The organism is Mycobacterium sp. NTMscope_Eco_3, from assembly GCF_976985685.1.
Map to the genome: position 1 here is coordinate 5521576 of NZ_CDRJYZ010000001.1, position 17465 is coordinate 5539040.

The 17465-nt window shown below is 68.1% G+C and carries 15 protein-coding genes; 5 read left to right on the top strand and 10 right to left on the bottom strand.

What is annotated here, in order from left to right; all coding sequences use genetic code 11:
• Positions 1 to 406 precede the first annotated feature (406 nt).
• Together gltB and AC0KTM_RS25755 are read left to right on the top strand one after the other, a co-directional pair.
• Positions 407 to 4990: a glutamate synthase large subunit gene (gene gltB / locus AC0KTM_RS25750; RefSeq protein ID WP_472417033.1), complete on the top strand. Its 4584-nt coding sequence runs from the start codon at positions 407 to 409 to the stop codon at positions 4988 to 4990.
• A complete protein-coding gene (locus AC0KTM_RS25755; protein ID WP_238955495.1) occupies positions 4983 to 6458 on the top strand; it encodes a glutamate synthase subunit beta in 1476 nt (491 codons plus the stop codon). Before gltB ends, AC0KTM_RS25755 begins: the two co-directional genes overlap by 8 nt.
• A 393-nt stretch (positions 6459 to 6851) precedes the next feature.
• Here the strand turns inward: AC0KTM_RS25755 and AC0KTM_RS25760 are convergent, their stop codons facing one another.
• Positions 6852 to 7703, bottom strand: a complete 852-nt coding sequence (locus AC0KTM_RS25760; RefSeq protein WP_238955497.1) for an LLM class F420-dependent oxidoreductase — start codon at positions 7701 to 7703, stop codon at positions 6852 to 6854.
• A gap of 51 nt (positions 7704 to 7754) precedes the next feature.
• Here AC0KTM_RS25760 and AC0KTM_RS25765 point away from each other — a divergent pair, with 51 nt between their 5' ends.
• Both AC0KTM_RS25765 and AC0KTM_RS25770 read left to right on the top strand, forming a co-directional pair.
• Positions 7755 to 8195 carry a hypothetical protein gene (locus AC0KTM_RS25765; RefSeq protein WP_225329651.1) on the top strand — a complete coding sequence of 147 codons (441 nt, stop codon included), beginning with the start codon at positions 7755 to 7757 and terminating at the stop codon, positions 8193 to 8195.
• A 23-nt stretch (positions 8196 to 8218) separates the two neighbouring features.
• The gene (locus tag AC0KTM_RS25770) at positions 8219 to 9226 is read left to right on the top strand and encodes a PHP domain-containing protein (protein ID WP_472417034.1); all 1008 of its coding nucleotides are present in this window, start codon (positions 8219 to 8221) and stop codon (positions 9224 to 9226) included.
• Positions 9227 to 9234: 8 nt separating this feature from the next.
• Here the strand turns inward: AC0KTM_RS25770 and AC0KTM_RS25775 are convergent, their stop codons facing one another.
• The 3 genes from AC0KTM_RS25775 to AC0KTM_RS25785 all read right to left on the bottom strand — a co-directional run bounded on the left by AC0KTM_RS25775 (position 9235) and on the right by AC0KTM_RS25785 (position 12033).
• The gene (locus AC0KTM_RS25775) at positions 9235 to 9990 is read right to left on the bottom strand and encodes a YoaK family protein (protein ID WP_472417036.1); all 756 of its coding nucleotides are present in this window, start codon (positions 9988 to 9990) and stop codon (positions 9235 to 9237) included.
• A gap of 159 nt (positions 9991 to 10149) precedes the next feature.
• Positions 10150 to 11364: a DNA polymerase IV gene (gene dinB, locus AC0KTM_RS25780; protein WP_472417038.1), complete on the bottom strand. Its 1215-nt coding sequence runs from the start codon at positions 11362 to 11364 to the stop codon at positions 10150 to 10152.
• Positions 11365 to 11394: 30 nt separating this feature from the next.
• Complete coding sequence (locus tag AC0KTM_RS25785) at positions 11395 to 12033, bottom strand: TetR/AcrR family transcriptional regulator (protein WP_225329647.1); 639 nt, start codon at positions 12031 to 12033, stop codon at positions 11395 to 11397.
• A 76-nt stretch (positions 12034 to 12109) separates the two neighbouring features.
• Between AC0KTM_RS25785 and AC0KTM_RS25790 the strand changes: the two genes are divergently transcribed.
• Complete coding sequence (locus AC0KTM_RS25790; RefSeq protein ID WP_472417040.1) at positions 12110 to 13579, top strand: flavin-containing monooxygenase; 1470 nt, start codon at positions 12110 to 12112, stop codon at positions 13577 to 13579.
• On the opposite strand, the gene rraA is transcribed toward AC0KTM_RS25790, so the two are convergent.
• From rraA to AC0KTM_RS25820, 6 genes are all read right to left on the bottom strand, one after another.
• Complete coding sequence (gene rraA / locus AC0KTM_RS25795) at positions 13576 to 14061, bottom strand: ribonuclease E activity regulator RraA (protein WP_472417042.1); 486 nt, start codon at positions 14059 to 14061, stop codon at positions 13576 to 13578. The two genes, AC0KTM_RS25790 and rraA, sit on opposite strands and share 4 nt — an antisense overlap.
• A 26-nt stretch (positions 14062 to 14087) precedes the next feature.
• Positions 14088 to 14513, bottom strand: coding sequence for an Rv3852 family protein (locus tag AC0KTM_RS25800; RefSeq protein ID WP_472417044.1), 426 nt, complete (start codon positions 14511 to 14513; stop codon positions 14088 to 14090).
• 88 nt (positions 14514 to 14601) lie between these two features.
• Positions 14602 to 15102 (bottom strand): copper resistance CopC family protein, encoded by a 501-nt coding sequence (locus AC0KTM_RS25805; protein WP_472417046.1) that lies wholly within the window; start codon positions 15100 to 15102, stop codon positions 14602 to 14604.
• Positions 15099 to 15761 carry a YcnI family copper-binding membrane protein gene (locus tag AC0KTM_RS25810; protein WP_472417047.1) on the bottom strand — a complete coding sequence of 221 codons (663 nt, stop codon included), beginning with the start codon at positions 15759 to 15761 and terminating at the stop codon, positions 15099 to 15101. Before AC0KTM_RS25810 ends, AC0KTM_RS25805 begins: the two co-directional genes overlap by 4 nt.
• 28 nt (positions 15762 to 15789) lie before the next feature.
• Complete coding sequence (locus AC0KTM_RS25815; protein WP_225329642.1) at positions 15790 to 16446, bottom strand: DUF6474 family protein; 657 nt, start codon at positions 16444 to 16446, stop codon at positions 15790 to 15792.
• 152 nt (positions 16447 to 16598) lie between these two features.
• Complete coding sequence (locus AC0KTM_RS25820) at positions 16599 to 16997, bottom strand: secretion protein EspR (RefSeq protein ID WP_008262950.1); 399 nt, start codon at positions 16995 to 16997, stop codon at positions 16599 to 16601.
• Between the last annotated feature and the right edge of the window lie 468 nt (positions 16998 to 17465).

Genomic DNA, 17465 nt, shown 5'->3' on the forward strand with positions numbered 1-17465 from the left:
CGCGCCTGAAAGTGCCTCCAGCAAACTAATCACGGGCGGCGGCCCCGGGGCGGTGATATGCCGGGCGAGGCCCCGCGACGGCGGCAAATCACGGCCCCGAACGGCGGCGTCGGGCTATGGCCGATCCGCGGCGACCGCGAAATTTATGAGGGTGCCCGCCGACGGTTTAGACTTGACGAAGTTGGCATGTCAGGCGGGTATTGTCATATCGTTTTACGACTTGTCGAGACCGGTTCCAGGCCACCGTTCAGAGCTGCACGGACATCCCGAACAGGATCATCTCCGCCTGGGGCACAGCCTATCGAGACAAGACCGAAGGGGTTTTAGCCCGCAACGTCCGGGTGCGACCTCATCGGGGCCGCTGCTAACGGCCGCGCAGAACGTTCAGGTGAAGGGTCAGGTGCATATGACGCCCAAGCGCGTCGGGTTATACAACCCCGCGTTCGAGCACGACGCGTGCGGGGTAGCCATGGTCGTCGATATGCACGGCCGTCGCAGCCGCGACATCGTCGATAAGGCAATCACCGCGCTGCTCAACCTCGAACACCGGGGTGCCCAGGGCGCCGAGCCGCGCAGCGGCGACGGTGCCGGCATCATGCTCCAGGTCCCCGATGCCTTCCTGCGCGAAGTCGTGGACTTCGAGTTGCCGCCGGCGGGCAGCTACGCCACCGGCATCGCCTTCTTGCCGCAATCGTCCAAGGACGCCGCGACCGCATGTGCCGCGGTGGAGAAGATCGCCGAAGCCGAGGGCCTGACCGTGCTGGGCTGGCGCAACGTCCCCACCGACGACTCGTCGCTGGGTGCGCTCTCCCGCGACGCCATGCCCACCTTCCGGCAGGTGTTCATGGCGGGGGAATCCGGCATGACGCTGGAGCGCCGCGCCTACGTGGTCCGCAAGCGCGCCGAGCACGAGCTGGGCACCAAGGGCCCGGGCCAGGACGGCCCCGGCCGCGAAACCGTTTACTTCCCAATCCTTTCGGGCCAGACCCTGGTGTACAAGGGCATGCTGACCACCCCGCAGCTCAAGGCGTTTTACCTTGACCTGCAAGACAATCGGCTTACCAGCGCGCTGGGAATCGTGCACTCCCGGTTCTCCACCAACACTTTTCCGTCGTGGCCGCTGGCGCATCCGTTCCGCCGCGTCGCCCACAACGGCGAGATCAACACCGTCACCGGCAACGAGAATTGGATGCGGGCCCGCGAGGCGTTGATCAAGACCGACGTCTTCGGCTCGGAAGCCGACGTCGAGAAGTTGTTCCCGATCTGCACCCCGGGCGCCTCCGACACCGCGCGCTTCGACGAGGCGCTCGAGCTGCTCCACCTGGGTGGGCGCAGCCTGGCGCACGCCGTGCTGATGATGATCCCCGAGGCGTGGGAGCGCAACGAGTCGATGGACCCCGCGCGCCGCGCGTTCTACCGCTACCACGCCTCCCTGATGGAGCCGTGGGACGGGCCGGCGTCGATCACCTTCACCGACGGCACCATCATCGGCGCGGTGCTCGACCGTAATGGCTTGCGCCCCTCGCGGATCTGGGTCACCGAAGACGGGTTGGTGGTGATGGCGTCCGAGGCCGGCGTGCTGGACCTGGACCCGGCCAAGGTGGTGCGCCGGATGCGGCTGCAGCCCGGCCGCATGTTCCTGGTGGACACCGCCCAGGGCCGCATCGTCTCCGACGAGGAGATCAAAGCGGAGCTGGCCGCCGAACACCCCTATCAGGAGTGGCTGGACAAGAATCTGGTCCCCCTCGACGACCTGCCGCAGGGCCACTACAAGCGGATGCCGCATGACCGACTGGTCAAGCGCCAGCAGACATTCGGCTACACCTATGAGGAACTCAGCCTGCTGGTGGCGCCGATGGTGCGCAGCGGCGCCGAACCGATCGGGTCGATGGGCACCGACACCCCGGTCGCGGTGCTCTCGCAGCGACCCCGGATCCTCTACGACTACTTCCAGCAGCTCTTCGCGCAGGTGACCAACCCGCCGCTGGACGCCATCCGTGAGGAGGTGGTGACCAGCCTGCAGGGCACCACCGGCGGCGAGCGCGACCTGCTGACGCCGACCGAGCTGTCGTGTCACCAGATCGCGCTGCCGCAGCCGATCCTGCGCAATCGAGAGCTGGCGAAGCTGATCAACCTCAACCCCGATGACGAGGTCAACGGCCGCCCGCATGGCATGCGTTCCAAGGTGATTCGCTGTCTGTACCCGGTGGCCGAAGGGGGCGCCGGGCTGGCCGCCGCCCTCGAGGACGTGCGGGCGCAGGCGTCGGCGGCGATCGCCGACGGCGCACGAGTGATCATCTTGTCCGACCGCGAATCCGACGAACAGATGGCGCCCATTCCGTCGCTGCTCGCGGTGGCGGGGGTGCACCACCACCTGGTGCGCGACCGGACCCGCACCCACGTCGGCCTGGTGGTGGAGACCGGTGACGCCCGCGAGGTGCACCACATGGCGGCGCTGGTCAGCTTCGGCGCCGCGGCGATCAACCCGTACCTGGCGTTCGAGTCGATCGAGGACATGCTCGACCGGGGTGTCATCGAGGGCATCGACCGCAAGACGGCGCTGAACAACTACATCAAGGCCGCCGGCAAGGGTGTGCTGAAAGTGATGTCCAAGATGGGCATTTCGACGCTGGCCTCCTACACCGGTGCGCAGTTGTTCCAGGCGGTCGGGATTTCCGAGGATGTGCTCAGCGAATACTTCACCGGCTTGAGCTGTCCCATCGGCGGGATCACGCTCGACGACATCGCCGCCGACGTCGCCGCCCGCCACGCGCTGGCCTACCTGGACCGTCCGGGCGAACGCGCCCACCGCGAGCTCGAGGTGGGCGGGGAATACCAGTGGCGCCGCGAGGGCGAGTACCACCTGTTCAACCCGGAGACCGTCTTCAAGCTGCAGCACGCGACGCGCACCGGCCAGTACAAGGTGTTCAAGGACTACACCCGCCTGGTCGACGACCAGAGCGAGCGCATGGCGTCCCTGCGCGGCCTGCTCAAGTTCCGCGCCGGTGTGCGGCAACCGATCCCGCTCGAAGAGGTCGAGCCCGCCAGCGAAATCGTCAAACGCTTCTCCACCGGGGCGATGAGCTACGGCTCGATCTCGGCGGAGGCGCACGAGACGCTGGCCATCGCCATGAACCGGTTGGGCGGACGGTCCAACAGCGGCGAGGGCGGCGAGGACGTCAAGCGCTTCGACCGCGACCCCGACGGGGCCTGGCGGCGCAGCGCGATCAAGCAGGTCGCCTCCGGCCGGTTCGGTGTCACCTCGCATTACCTGACCAACTGCACCGACATCCAGATCAAGATGGCGCAGGGTGCGAAACCCGGTGAGGGAGGCCAGCTTCCGGGGCACAAGGTGTACCCGTGGGTTGCCGAAGTCCGCCATTCCACCCCCGGTGTCGGCCTGATCTCGCCGCCGCCGCACCACGACATCTACTCCATCGAGGATCTAGCCCAGCTGATCCACGACCTGAAGAACGCCAACCCGGCGGCGCGCGTGCACGTCAAGCTGGTCTCCGAGAACGGCGTCGGCACGGTGGCCGCGGGTGTGTCCAAGGCCCACGCCGATGTGGTCCTGATCTCCGGGCACGACGGCGGCACCGGTGCGACCCCGATGACCTCGATGAAGCACGCCGGGGCGCCCTGGGAGCTGGGGCTGGCCGAGACGCAGCAGACGTTGCTGCTCAACGGGTTACGCGACCGGATCGTGGTCCAGGTCGACGGCCAGCTCAAGACGGGTCGCGACGTGATGATCGCGGCGCTGCTCGGCGCCGAGGAATTCGGCTTCGCCACCGCGCCGTTGGTGGTGTCCGGCTGCATCATGATGCGCGTCTGCCACCTCGACACCTGCCCCGTCGGCGTGGCCACCCAGAACCCGGTGCTGCGCGAACGTTTCACCGGCAAGCCCGAGTTCGTCGAGAACTTCTTCATGTTCATCGCCGAAGAAGTCCGCGAATACATGGCGCAGTTGGGATTCCGCACCCTCAACGAGGCCGTCGGCCAGGTCAAGGCGTTGGACACCACGCTGGCGCGCGCCCACTGGAAGGCGCACCGGCTCGACCTGGACCCGGTCCTGCACGAGCCGGAGTCGGCGTTCATGAACCAGGACCTGTACTGCACCTCGCGTCAGGACCACGGCCTGGACAAGGCGCTCGACCAGCAGTTGATCGTGATGAGCCGCGAGGCGCTGGATTCCGGCAAGCCGGTGCGCTTCTCCACCACGATCAGCAACGTCAACCGCACGGTGGGCACCATGCTCGGCCATGAGGTCACCAAAGCCTATGGCGGGCAAGGGTTGCCGGACGGGACCATCGACATCACCTTCGACGGTTCGGCGGGCAACAGCTTCGGCGCGTTCGTCCCGCGCGGCATCACCTTGCGCGTCTACGGCGACGCCAACGACTACGTCGGCAAGGGTCTGTCCGGTGGCCGGATCGTGGTCCGGCCGTCGGACGACGCGCCGCAGGACTACGTGGCCGAGGACAACATCATCGGCGGCAACGTCATCCTGTTCGGCGCCACCAGCGGCGAGGCGTACCTGCGCGGTGTCGTCGGCGAACGATTCGCGGTCCGCAACTCCGGGGCGCACGCCGTCGTCGAGGGCGTCGGGGACCACGGGTGTGAATACATGACCGGCGGCAAGGTCGTCGTCCTCGGACGCACCGGCCGCAACTTCGCGGCCGGCATGTCCGGCGGTGTGGCGTACATCTACGACCCGCACGGCGAATTGCCAGGAAATCTCAACGAAGAGATGGTCGAGCTCGAGAGCTTGGATGACGATGACAACGAGTGGTTGCAAGGCATGATCCAGGCACACGTGGATGCCACCGACTCCGCTGTGGGCCAGCGCATTCTGGGTGACTGGCCGCAACAGCGGCGGCATTTCGCCAAGGTGATGCCGCGCGACTACAAGCGGGTGCTGCAGGCCATCGCCGACGCGGAACGCGACGGCGCCGATGTCGACAAGGCGATCATGGCGGCCGCCCATGGCTGATCCGAGCGGCTTCCTGAAATACACGCACCGGGAATTGCCGAAGCGCCGGCCCGTCCCGCTGCGGTTGCGCGACTGGCGTGAGGTCTACGAGGAATTCGACAACGAGACCCTGCGCGAGCAGGCGACCCGTTGCATGGACTGCGGTATTCCGTTCTGTCACAACGGTTGCCCGCTGGGCAACCTGATTCCGGAGTGGAATGACCTGGTCCGCAGGGACCAGTGGCAGGCGGCGATCGAACGGCTACACGCCACCAACAACTTCCCGGACTTCACCGGTCGGTTGTGCCCGGCGCCCTGTGAGCCGGCCTGTGTGCTCGGCATCAACCAGGATCCGGTGACGATCAAGCAGATCGAGCTGGAGATCATCGACAAGGCCTTCGACGAGGGCTGGGTGCGGCCGTTGCCGCCGGAGAAGCTGACCGGGAAGAAGGTCGCCGTTGTCGGTTCCGGACCCGCGGGCCTGGCCGCCGCCCAGCAGCTGACCCGCGCGGGCCACAGCGTCACCGTCTTCGAGCGGGCCGACCGTATCGGCGGGCTGCTGCGCTACGGCATCCCGGAATTCAAGATGGAGAAGCGCGTCCTCGATCGCCGGCTGGACCAAATGCGGGCCGAGGGAACCGAATTCCGGGCGGGCGTCAACGTCGGGGTCGACATCACCGCCGAGCAGCTGCGCTCCGACTTCGACGCGGTGGTGCTGGCCGGCGGTGCGACCGCCTGGCGCGATCTGCCCGTTCCCGGACGGGAATTGGATGGCATCCACCAGGCGATGGAGTTCCTGCCCTGGGGCAACCGGCAGGCGTCGGGCGACCTCGGCGAGGGCGAGGTGGATGCCGACGGGCAACCGCCGCTGACCGCCAAAGGCAAGAAGGTCATCATCATCGGCGGCGGTGACACCGGCGCCGACTGCCTGGGCACCGTGCACCGGCAGGGCGCCACCGAGGTGCACCAGTTCGAGATCATGCCGCGCCCACCCGAGACGCGCGCCCCGTCCACCCCGTGGCCGACCTACCCGCTGATGTACCGGGTCTCCGCGGCGCACGAAGAGGGCGGCGAGCGGGTGTTCTCCGTCAACACCGAGGAGTTCGTCGGCCACGACGGTCGCGTGAAGGCGCTCAAGGCGCACGAGGTCACCATGGAGGACGGCAAGTTCGTCAAGGTGGAGGGTTCCGAGTTCGAACTCGAGGCCGATCTGGTGTTGCTGGCGATGGGATTCGTGGGGCCCGAGAAGGAGGGGCTGCTCACCGAACTCGGGGTCAAGCTCACCGAGCGCGGCAACGTCGCGCGCGGCGCCGACTTCGAGACGTCGGTTCCGGGCGTCTTCGTAGCCGGGGACATGGGTCGCGGCCAGTCATTGATCGTCTGGGCGATTGCTGAGGGCAGGGCGGCCGCGGCCGCGGCCGACCGCTTCATGATGGGTTCCACCGCGCTGCCGGCGCCCATCAAGCCCACCGCGGTACCGCTTCAGTAGTAACACCAGCCACACCAGAAACACGGCCGGGTTCGTTCGGCGCGTCTGCTTCAGTTTGCCAGGCGGCGGGTGTCTAATAATCCTCTGTGAGCCCGCTCACAGGGGGGTCACACTGTTTCCCGGATGGACGGACCGATCGCAGGAGTGGTTCTTGTGCATATCCACCCAGTACCCCGGACGCGGATGGGGCGAATGGCCTGGTCATGGTTGCGTCACCCGGTAAAAAGTCGCGAGTTCCCCGCCAAGCACGAGCGGCTGGTAACCGCCCAGGATCTGCTGCTCTTCGGCGCGTGAGCGCCCAGCCGACTCGCCCGAGGGCGCTCGGCGGGTTTGCTCGACGGCCGGCGCCGGGATTTTTCGCCTGAGCACCGCGGGCTGCCCCCACAATCGGTGTTATCGGTCCAGCAACCCCGAGTCGCGGATCGCCTCGGCGAGCGGTTCCAGCACGGCAGGGTCGTGCGGCGGGGGCAGATAGACGATCCCGAGGTCGAGCCCTTCGGCGGCGAGTCCCGCCGCGTCCTCGACAACCTTCCCGTAGTCGAGATCCGGCTCCAGGCGCAGGTGGGCCGAGAGCGTGATCTCCTTCGGATCGCGACCGATGTCCGCGCAGTGCGCGGCGAGGACGTCACGCTTGTGCGCGAAAACGTCGGGCGGACCGCCGACGAAGTTCCAGTGCTGGGCGTAGCGGGCGGTGATCCGCAGGGTGCGCTTCTCTCCGCTGCCGCCGATGCAGATCGGGGGGTGCGGGCGCTGCGGCCCCTTGGGCTCGTTGCGGGCGCCCTTGAGCTGGTAGAACCTGCCTTGAAAATCGGTGCAGTCGGCGGTCAAAAGGCTGGTCAGCACCTCGCACGCCTCCTCGAAGCGGTCGAAGCGTTCCTTGATGCTGCCCAGCTCGATGCCGTAGGCGCCGGATTCCTCTTCGTTCCAGCCGGCGCCGATCCCCAGCTCGAGTCGCCCGTTCGAAATGATGTCGAGGGCGGCCGCCATGTTGGCCAGCACCGCGGGGTGGCGGTAGTGGATGCCGGTGACCAGGGTGCCCAGCCGCAACCGGGTGGTGGCCTGCGCCAGCGCCGTCAGCGTCGTCCAACCCTCCAGGCAGGGCCCGCTGCTGTCGGAAAAGATGGGATAGAAGTGGTCGAACGTCCACCCGGACTCGTAGACGTCGATGTCGTCGGCCGCCTGCCAGACGGCCAGCATCTGTGCCCAGGTGGTGTTCTGCGGGGAAGTCTTGAACGCGAAACGCATGCCGACGACGTTAGTCGTCGTTTATGAAGGGCAACTAAACTCAGCCACGCTATGAACTGTCCTTGTTGCTCCTTGGGAATCGACACCAAGGTCACCCTGCTGGCGGCGGGCCTGATCTTTCTGCTCGCGCTCGTGCTCGGCATCTGGAAATACCGCGGGATGATGACCTCCGAGAATCACCTTGCGCATCCCTACGTCGACATCGCGCACCGCGCGGCGCTGCTGTATTCGTTCGCGACGCTGCTGCTCGCCGTCTTCGTGCAACTGAGCGCCTGGCCGGTGTGGGTGAACCTGGTGGCGGCGGGGGTCGTCGTCTTCTTCTTCGTGGCGGCCATCGCCGCCTACATCACCCACGGGGCCCGGCGCGACACCGTCAACCAGTTCGAAAACGCCGACCGGCGCACCGAACTGGCGATGGCCGCACTCATCGTCGGCGAGATCGGCGGGTTCGGTGTGCTGCTCGCCGGGTTCGTCGTCGGCCAACTGCTGTAGCCACCGCGGGGCACACTGGAGTCATGGATCCGGTAGCGGCCCTGCGGCAGATCGCCTACTACAAGGACCGGAGCCGTCACGACCCCCGACGCGTGATGGCTTACCGCAACGCGGCCGACATCATCGAGGGCCTCGACGACGCGGCGCGGGAACGCCACGGTCAGGCCAACAGCTGGCAGTCGCTGCCGGGAATCGGCCCCAAAACCGCCAAGGTCATCGACCAGGCGTGGTCCGGCCGAGAACCCGACCTGCTGGTCGAATTGCGTTCCACCGCACAAGATCTCGGTGGCGGTGACATTCGTGCCGCCCTGCGCGGCGATCTGCACCTGCACTCCAACTGGTCGGACGGCTCGGCGCCCATCGACGAGATGATGGCCGCGGCGGCGGCGCTGGGCCACGAATACTGTGCGCTGACCGACCATTCGCCGCGGCTGACCATCGCCAACGGTCTGTCGCCGGAGCGGTTACGCAAGCAGCTCGACGTGATCGACCGGCTGCGGGAGAAGTTCGCGCCGATGCGCATCCTCACCGGGATCGAGGTCGACATCCTCGACGACGGCAGCCTGGACCAGGAACCCGAACTGCTGGAACGCCTCGACGTCGTGGTGGCCAGCGTGCACTCCAAGTTGTCGATGGATTCGGCCGCGATGACCCGGCGCATGGTGCGCGCGGTCGAAAACCCGCACGCCGACGTGCTCGGCCACTGCACCGGTCGGCTGGTGTCCGGAAACCGCGGCATCCGGCCGGAGTCCAAGTTCGACACCGAGGCCGTGTTCACGGCCTGCCGCGAGTCCGGCACCGCCGTGGAGATCAACTCGCGGCCCGAACGGCGCGACCCGCCGACCCGCCTGCTCAACCTGGCGCTGGAGATCGGTTGCGTGTTCAGCATCGACACCGACGCCCACGCGCCCGGCCAACTGGACTTCCTCGGTTACGGCGCCCAGCGGGCGCTGGATGCGGGGGTTCCCGCCGACCGCATCGTGAACACCTGGCCGGCCGAGCGGCTGCTGGAGTGGACCGGCGCGAATTGAGACGCCACTCAGACCTGCACCGGTTCGGCGCGCTCGGGAACCGGTGCGTCCCTGCGGCCGGCGCCCTGCAGCAGGTTGGCGGCGCCGACGGTCGCGCAAATCGCGGCCGGGATGAGCAACGCGTAACCCCCCAACTGAGCCCCGAACATGATCCCGGCCACGCCGCCGCCGAGGAATAACACCAGGGTGGTCGCCAGTATCGCCGTTTTCCAGTTCTTGATTCCGTGTATCCGGCTGCGACCGAGGATCAGCCCGAGGTCGGTAATGGTTCCGGTGAAGTGCGTGGTGCGGATCGCCATTCCGCGAAAGCTCGATGTCATCCCGTTTTGCAGGCCGAGCGCCGCGGCGGCGAACAGCGCCTGCACCGCGGTCTGCTCGATGCCCAGGGCGTCGACCTGTGCCCTGACGGCGGTCTCCTCGACCCCGACCGCGGCAAGCACGAGCAAGCCTGCCTCGAGGAAGAGCACGGCGGCGTGGCGCGGGCCCGCAAGAGCATCGGTGGGTGCGAGGATCGCCCCCGCTATGGTCGCTCCCATCAGGAAGCCCAGAAAGATCGCGCCGAGCACGTGGCCTTCGTACAGCCAGGGGTTGGCCGTGTTCATGCCCAGCTGGGTGGTGATCCCGGTCAGATTGCCGACGGGCACCGCCAAGATCAGCAGCGCCACGGCGTTGACGAAGCCCGCGGATAGGGCGAGTAACGCGCTGTAACCGAGCAGGAGACCCTCGCGGGGCAGGCCGGTGTCGCGGGATTGGTGCGGCGGCATCGGATTCAGTTGCTCACTTTCGAGGTCGGGTTTTCGCCAACCTAACAAGCGGGCCGCCGCACAGGCGGCGTCGCGAGGCTGATTCAAATCAACCTCAAATCATCGAAAAGGCATGTGGCAAAGAATAATTGAATTATTAGTGAAAACACCGACAACCCGTCAGTCGGGCAGGTGCGGCATCTCGAAGCCCGGATCGCGGCCGACCAAAACCGCGGGCGTCAGGGCGGACTTGCCGTACCGATCCCGCACCCGGTCGATGGCCGCGTCGATGTCGTCGCCGGCCGTGCGGCGGTTCGAGTCGCCGAACGGCAGCATCAGCTGCTGGGCGCCGCTGCGGTCGATGCCCGACACCGCGAAGCCGACCAGCGTCAGGCCGCGTTGCGCGATCATCGGCGCGGCGCCCGCGACCAGCCGCCGGGCGGCGGCCAGGATGGGGGTCGTGGACGACGTGGCCCACGGCAGGGTGTGTGACCGGGTCGCGCGGGTGAAGTCGTCGAAGCGCAGCCGCAGCACCACCGTGCGCCCGGTGCGCCCGGCCGCGCGCATGCGGCCGGTGATGCGGTCGATCAAGTTGACCACCACGGCGTCGATCTCGTTGGGCGACATAGTGTTACCGGAGCGGCCCAGCGCCCGCTGGGCGCCGACGGAGCGGCGGCGAACGCCGGTGGTGACTCGCCGACGGTCGATGTTGCGGGACAGCGCATACAGCTGACGGCCCATCGCGCCGCCCACCATCGAGCCGAGCGTCGACTCGCTGAGCTCGGCGACGTCGGCGACGGTCACGATGCCGTGCGCGTGCAGCTTCTCGGCCGTCACCGCGCCCACGCCCCACAGCCGCCGCACCGGCAGCGGCCGCAGAAACGTCAGCTCCTGATCGGGCGGCACCAGCAGCAGCCCGTCGGGCTTGGCCTCCTGGCTGGCGACCTTGGCGAGGAACTTCGTCCGAGCGATCCCGACGGTGATCGGCAGCCCGACCCGCTCGCGCACGTCGGCGCGCAACCGCTCGGCGATCGCCACCGGCGTGCCCCTGGCCCGGCGCAGCCCGCCGACGTCGAGGAAGGCCTCGTCCACCGACAGCGCCTCCACGATCGGGGTGCAATCACGGAACACCTCGAAGACGGCGTCACTGGCGCGGCTGTAGGCGCTCATCCGCGGCGGCACCACCACGGCGGCCGGGCACAGCCGCCGCGCCTGCGCCCCGCCCATGGCCGTGCGCACGCCGTAGGCCTTGGCCTCGTAGCTCGCGGCCAGCACCACCCCGCCGCCGACGATCACCGGGCGGCCGCGCAGGGTCGGGTCGTCGCGCTGTTCGACGGACGCGTAGAAGGAATCCAGGTCCGCGTGCAGGATGGACGCATCGCACCGCACGAACATATGTTCGCACGAGGCGCCGACAAGCTCGTTTCAGCAGGCCTCGCCGTACACGCTGCTGACCCAGATGTGTACCAGCGTGTCGAGCAGTTGCTCGCTGGGCACCGACGGTCGCCCGTCGGCGAACGCGCTGAGCATGACCTTTTCGTTGAGCAGGTTCAGTGCCGCGGACAGGTTGCGCGCCGGCAGTGTCACCGGCGCCGCGCCGCGGGCGCGCTCGGCTTCGATCACGGTGGTGATGTGGTCGACCCATTTCTGCATGAAGCGTGACCACAGTTCGCCGACGTCCTTGTTGGTGCGCGCGGCATCGGCGGCCAGCGACACCGCGCGATGTGTGCCGAAGGTCTCGACGAACACGTTGATCCCGATGCGCCACAACGCTTTCAGGTCGGCGGGCGGGCTGGCGACCAGCGACTCCAGCGCGGAGTCTGCCTCCATGATCACCCGCTCGAACAGGGTGAACAGCACCGCGTCCTTGGACGGGAAATAGAAGTAGAACGTCGGCCGGGACAGCCCGGCCCCCTTGGCGAGGTCGTCGACGGAGATGTCGGCGAGCGCGCGTTCCTGCAGCAACCGTTCGGCGGTGGTCAAAATGGCCAGTTCACGGTCGTCGCCGGACGGGCGCGCCGAGCGCCTGCCCCGGTGGGTGCGGGCGGAACCGACGGTAGTCACGGCCGCTACTTTACACGGCGTCGAGAGTTTCGACACGGTGTTGACCGATTCAACACGGTGTTGATAACGTGGCCGTATGACTGAGCACCTTGACGTCCTCATCGTGGGCGCCGGCATCTCCGGCGTGAGCGCGGCCTGGCACCTGCAGGAACGCTGCCCGACCAAGAGCTACGCCATCCTGGAGCGCCGCGCCGACCTCGGCGGCACCTGGGACCTCTTCAAGTACCCGGGCATCCGATCCGACTCGGACATGTTCACCCTCGGCTTCCGGTTCAAGCCCTGGCGTTCGGCGAAGTCGATCGCCGACGGCGCGTCGATCAAGGCCTACATCAAGGAGGCCGCGGTCGAGAACCGCATCGAGTCGCACATCCGCTACAACCACCGGGTGGTGGCCGCCGACTGGTCCGACGCCGACAACCGCTGGACGCTGACCGTCGAGAACGACGGCGGCACGAGCGAGATGACCTGTTCGTTCCTGTTCGCCTGCACCGGCTACTACAACTACGACGAGGGGTTCTCGCCCACGTTCGAAGGCTCGGACGACTTCGGCGGCACCATCGTGCATCCGCAGCACTGGCCCGAGGACCTCGACTACGCGGGCAAGCGCATCGTCGTCATCGGATCCGGTGCGACCGCGATCACCCTGATTCCCGCCCTGGTGAACTCGGGCGCGGGGCACGTGACGATGCTGCAGCGCTCGCCGACCTACATCGGGTCGCTGCCCGGGGTCGATCCCTTCGCCGAGAAGGCCAACCGGCTGCTGCCCGAGCGCCTCGCGCACATGGCCAACCGCTGGAAAGCCATCGCGTTCAGCACCTTCCAGTACCAGCTGTCCCGCAAGGCCCCGGCCTACATGCGCAAGACGTTGATGACGATGGCGCAGCGGCGCCTGCCGCAGGGCTACGACGTCGAGAAGCACTTCGGGCCGCGCTACAACGTCTGGGACGAGCGGCTGTGCCTGGCGCCCGACGGAGACTTCTTCCGGACGATCCGGCATGGCAAGGCCGACGTCGTGACCGACACCATCGACCGGTTCACCGAGACCGGCATCAAGCTCACCTCGGGTGAGGAGTTGGCGGCCGACATCATCGTCACCGCAACGGGATTGAACATGCAGTTGCTGGGCGGGGTGAAGCCGACCCGCAACGGCGAGGACATCGACCTGACCTCGTTGATGACCTACAAGGGCCTGATGTTCTCCGGCGTGCCCAACTTCGCGATCACCTTCGGCTACACGAACGCGTCCTGGACGCTGAAGGCCGACCTGGTCTCCGAATTCGTCTGCCGCTTGCTGAACTACATGGACGCCAAGGGCTTTGACTTCGTCGAGCCGCAGCACCCGGGCGACGCGGTCGACGAGCTGCCGTTCATGGACTTCACCCCCGGCTACTTCCGGCGTTCGATGCACCTGCTGCCCAAGTCGGGGTCGCGGGCGCCGTGGCGGCTCAAGCAGAACTACTTCGTCGACATGCGCACGATCCGGCGCGGCAAGGTCGACGACGAGGGTCTGGAGTTCGCGAAAAAGCGTGCGCCGGTAGCGGTTTAGCGGTCCGCGGCGACGACGACGATCCCGTCGTCGTCGCTGTAGGCGATCTCGCCCGGCACGAACGTCACACCGCCCAGGGCGACTTCGACGTCGCGTTCCCCGGCGCCGGTCTTGGTGCTCTTGCGGGGATTGGTGCCCAACGCCTTGATGCCGATGTCCATCCCCCGCAGCGCGGCGGAGTCCCGCACCGCGCCGTTGACGATGAGCCCGGCCCAGCCGTTGGAGCGGGCGAGCTCGGCGATGACGTCGCCGACCAGCGCGGTGTGCAGCGAGCCGCCGCCGTCGATCACCAAGATGCCGCCGTCACCCGGCTCCGAGAGCACCGACTTGAGCAGCGCGTTGTCTTGAAAGCAGCGCACGGTGCTGATCGGCCCCGCGAAGTCGGCCCGCCCGCCGAGCTGGCGGAACTGGGTATCGCAGCTGCGCACGTCGGGACCGATGCTGTCGACGAGGTCGGCGGTCGGTTGGAACGACACCGTCACTTCTGACACGTTAGCCGCCCGCGCACTCAGCGCCGGCGCAGCTGGCGGATGAGCAGGATGGCCAGCAGGCTGACGGCCAGCGCCACGATCAGCGGCACCGGGGATTGCGCCACCGCGGGGCCCGCGGCGGCGGGCGAGACCGGGTTGTTGGCGGCTTCCACGGTGGACTTCGCCTGTGCCGCAGCGTCTTTGGCGGCGGCCGTGAGGTCGCCGTTGGTTTCCGCTCGCTGCTGCACGCCGGATGGCGACTCGGGCGGTTTCGGGGGTGTGGGTTCGGCTTTCTGAACCGGCGCCTTCTTCGCGGGCGCTTTCTTGGCGGGCGCCTTTTTCGCAGGTGCCTTCTTGGCCGGCGCCTTCGCGGTCTTTTTCGCCGCCTTGGCGGGCGGTTTCTTTTCCGGCGGATTGCCGGCGCCGTCGGGCGCGCTGTCGGTGGGGTCCTGCGGGTCTGCCATGCGGCCGCTCCTTGAGCTTCCTCTGTCGTCGCTTCCCTAGCTCAGGGATCTCGACCCCATCATGCCAGCACCCGTCCCGGCGGCTCGATCACCGCCTGTGCCGCACCGCCCACCACGCGCCGCCCGCAACGAGCGCCACCGCGGCCGCCACGAACGGCCAGACGGGGACGACACCGCCGTCACCGCCGCCGGCGGCGGGCGGCCCGGGCGTACCGGTTCCGGACACCGTGAGCTGAAACGACCAGGACCCCGACACCACGTGGCCGTCCGCGGAGGTCACCCGGTAGTTCACCGTGTACGTCCCGGACGGTCCCAGCGGCCGCAGGGCGACGCTGACCACCGCACCCGCCACGGTGGGCTCTCCGGAGGACCACACATTGCCGTCCGGCCCGACCACCGTCATCGCGGCGAACGTGGGCTGCAACTGCTCGTTGAAGGTCGCGCTGACCCGCTGCGGGCCGGACGCCAGCACCGCATTGGCCGCGGGGTCGGTGGCCACCCGCGTGGCGTGCGCCGACGCCACCGGGGCGGTGAGCAGGGCAACCGCCAACAGGGCGCTGACGCTCGCGCCGACCGCCAGCCGTTTCATGGGCGTCGGCGGATCACGGCGATCGCGACACCCAGCGCCGCGACCACCAGCGCGGCGCCACCCAGCCACCGCGCGGTGTTGTCGGCCGCGTGGGGCCGCGCGGGTTCGGTCACCGGGTTGGGCGTCGCGTGATGGTGGTGGGGTGCCGCCGCGGCCAGGGTGAGCATGGGCGCCGGGTGTTCCGGCTCGCCGCCGTCGGGCACCGGCGCCTGATCCCATTTCACGACGGTCCCGTCGGCGTAGGACTGGGTGGCCGGGAAGCTGACGGTGTCGGTGTCCGGCAGCTTCACCGACAACCGGAACAGCGCGAATTGGTCGGGGGCGATTCCCCCGCCGGGCGCGGCCGTCCAGGTCACCGAGCGGACGGCACCGGATGCCGCGTCACGGTCGAGCCTGGCGGTCCAGCCCGGCATGCTTTCGGTGCGCGCCGATGCGACGTCGGGGAGGGCGACGCTCAGGGCGGTGGTGGCGGCCCCGGTGTTCGACTCGTTGGGCACCTGGAAGGTCACGAGGGCCATGGCACCGCGCACCGCGTTGTCGCTGCTGGCGTGGACGTGCGCCCACGCGGTCGGGGTCTGCAGGGCCGACCCGAAAGCCAGGACGACGACGGCGCCGACCGCGATCAGGATGCGCGAGATCCACCTGCCGTGGATGGACATGGGAGGAGGTTGCCTTTCGTGCGGTCGGTCAGCTCAACCCGAGGCGGGCCATCAGGTCGGCCTCGATGCCTTCGAGCTGCGACGAGATCGCGGCGTGGGCCGCCCGACGACGGGCGGCGGGCAGATTCTCCGCGGCGGTGATCGCCGCCGGCAGATCGGCGAGCCGCTCGGAGATGGCCGCCACGAACGCCTTGGTCTCGGCGTCCTTGGGTTTCTTGTCCTGCACCGTCCGCAGCGACTTTTCCGCCCCGGCGATTCGAGCCGACAGCTGGGCTCCGGGTCCGGAGAACTGGCCGATCTGTGCCAGCGGGATCCCGAGCTGGTCCGCGCGGCGCTGATCGATCAGCGCGCGCGCCGAGACGGCCAACCGGTAGATCACCGGGGTGAGGATCGGCGCGAGCAGCCGCGCCACCGTGAGCACACGGCGGATCCGTGCCGGAGAGAAGATCTTGCCCTCCCGGGCCGCCTTGAGTTGGGCCTCAGCGACTTTCAGCGCATTGCGGTCGCTGTCGCGTTGCGCCTTGATCTGAGCCCGCAGCGCCTTGTTCTCGGCCCGCTGCGCGGATTTGGCGCGCCGCACCTCGTTCTTGGCGGCCAGCTTGGCCTCGAGCTTCGCGCGGGCCTTGATCGCGCGGGCTTCGGCGCGACGCGTCGCGCGGCTCTTTCGCTTGCCGAACAGGCCCATTCCCGGCCGCCTCCCGGTATCTCGCTGGCAATCGTCGTCTCACGCTGTCGCGTTCGCGATCCGTTTGCCAACCCTAATCGGAACGGGCGGGCGTCAGCTCCCCAGGGCTGGCCGCCGGGCCCCGGCCGGTCGATGTGAGGCCCGGGCGGCGGCTAGGCGTCCAGGTGCTCCGCGCGGCGCAGCTCGTTGACCCGCTCCATGACCTCGCGCTGCGCCTCCGGGGACAACTCCGCCGTGCGCATCGCGATGCGACGCACATTGTCGTCGCGCGCCGTGGCCAGCCACGACAATTCCTTGTCGAGCTTCTCGTAGTACTCGTCGTCGGTAAAGTAGGCCGGCTTGATGCGGAAGAAGTTGGCCAGGGCGGCCATCGTCGCCGAGGACGGGTTGGTGCGGTTGCCGGAACGCAGCTGGGACAGGTACGGAGCCGACATCGTTATGCCCTCCGCCTTGAGCGCCGCGATCACTTCCGCGGAGGTGTGCGCACCGCGTCCAGGCGGATACACCGTGTCGAACAGGCGGTTCAGGCGAGCAGCGAACGTCGTGCTCATTGATATGACCTCCACTGGGCTGTAGAAGCTAACGATTACCTAGGTGTATTTGCTGATCATGGTAGCGAGGCTTGGTAAGGCTAACCAGGTGCAAACCCCGAAGGATTCCCGAACGGCACAGCTGACGCTCACCAACTCCCCACTTGACGAGCGTCTAACTGATTCGCTGGGGTGTCCACAAAATCTACGGAACTCACAGGTTATCCGCAGAATCGGACACCCGTCCCGAAGTGGCGGGCGGGCCGCCTCGCGGGAGTCACGGTGAACACCCGAGCTGTGCTGGGCGATCGCACCGCAACGGGCCCACGCGCCGGCCCGATCTGGCACGTCATTTGCTGCCGGGCGCGAAACGAGACCGTCGAGGACGCGCCGAAACCCGTCGGTCGCCTGGCGGACACCGATGGTCGAGGGGTCGTTAACTTAGCCGGCGCCGCCAAGGTGGCGGTCATCCGGGGCCCGTCCACCGGT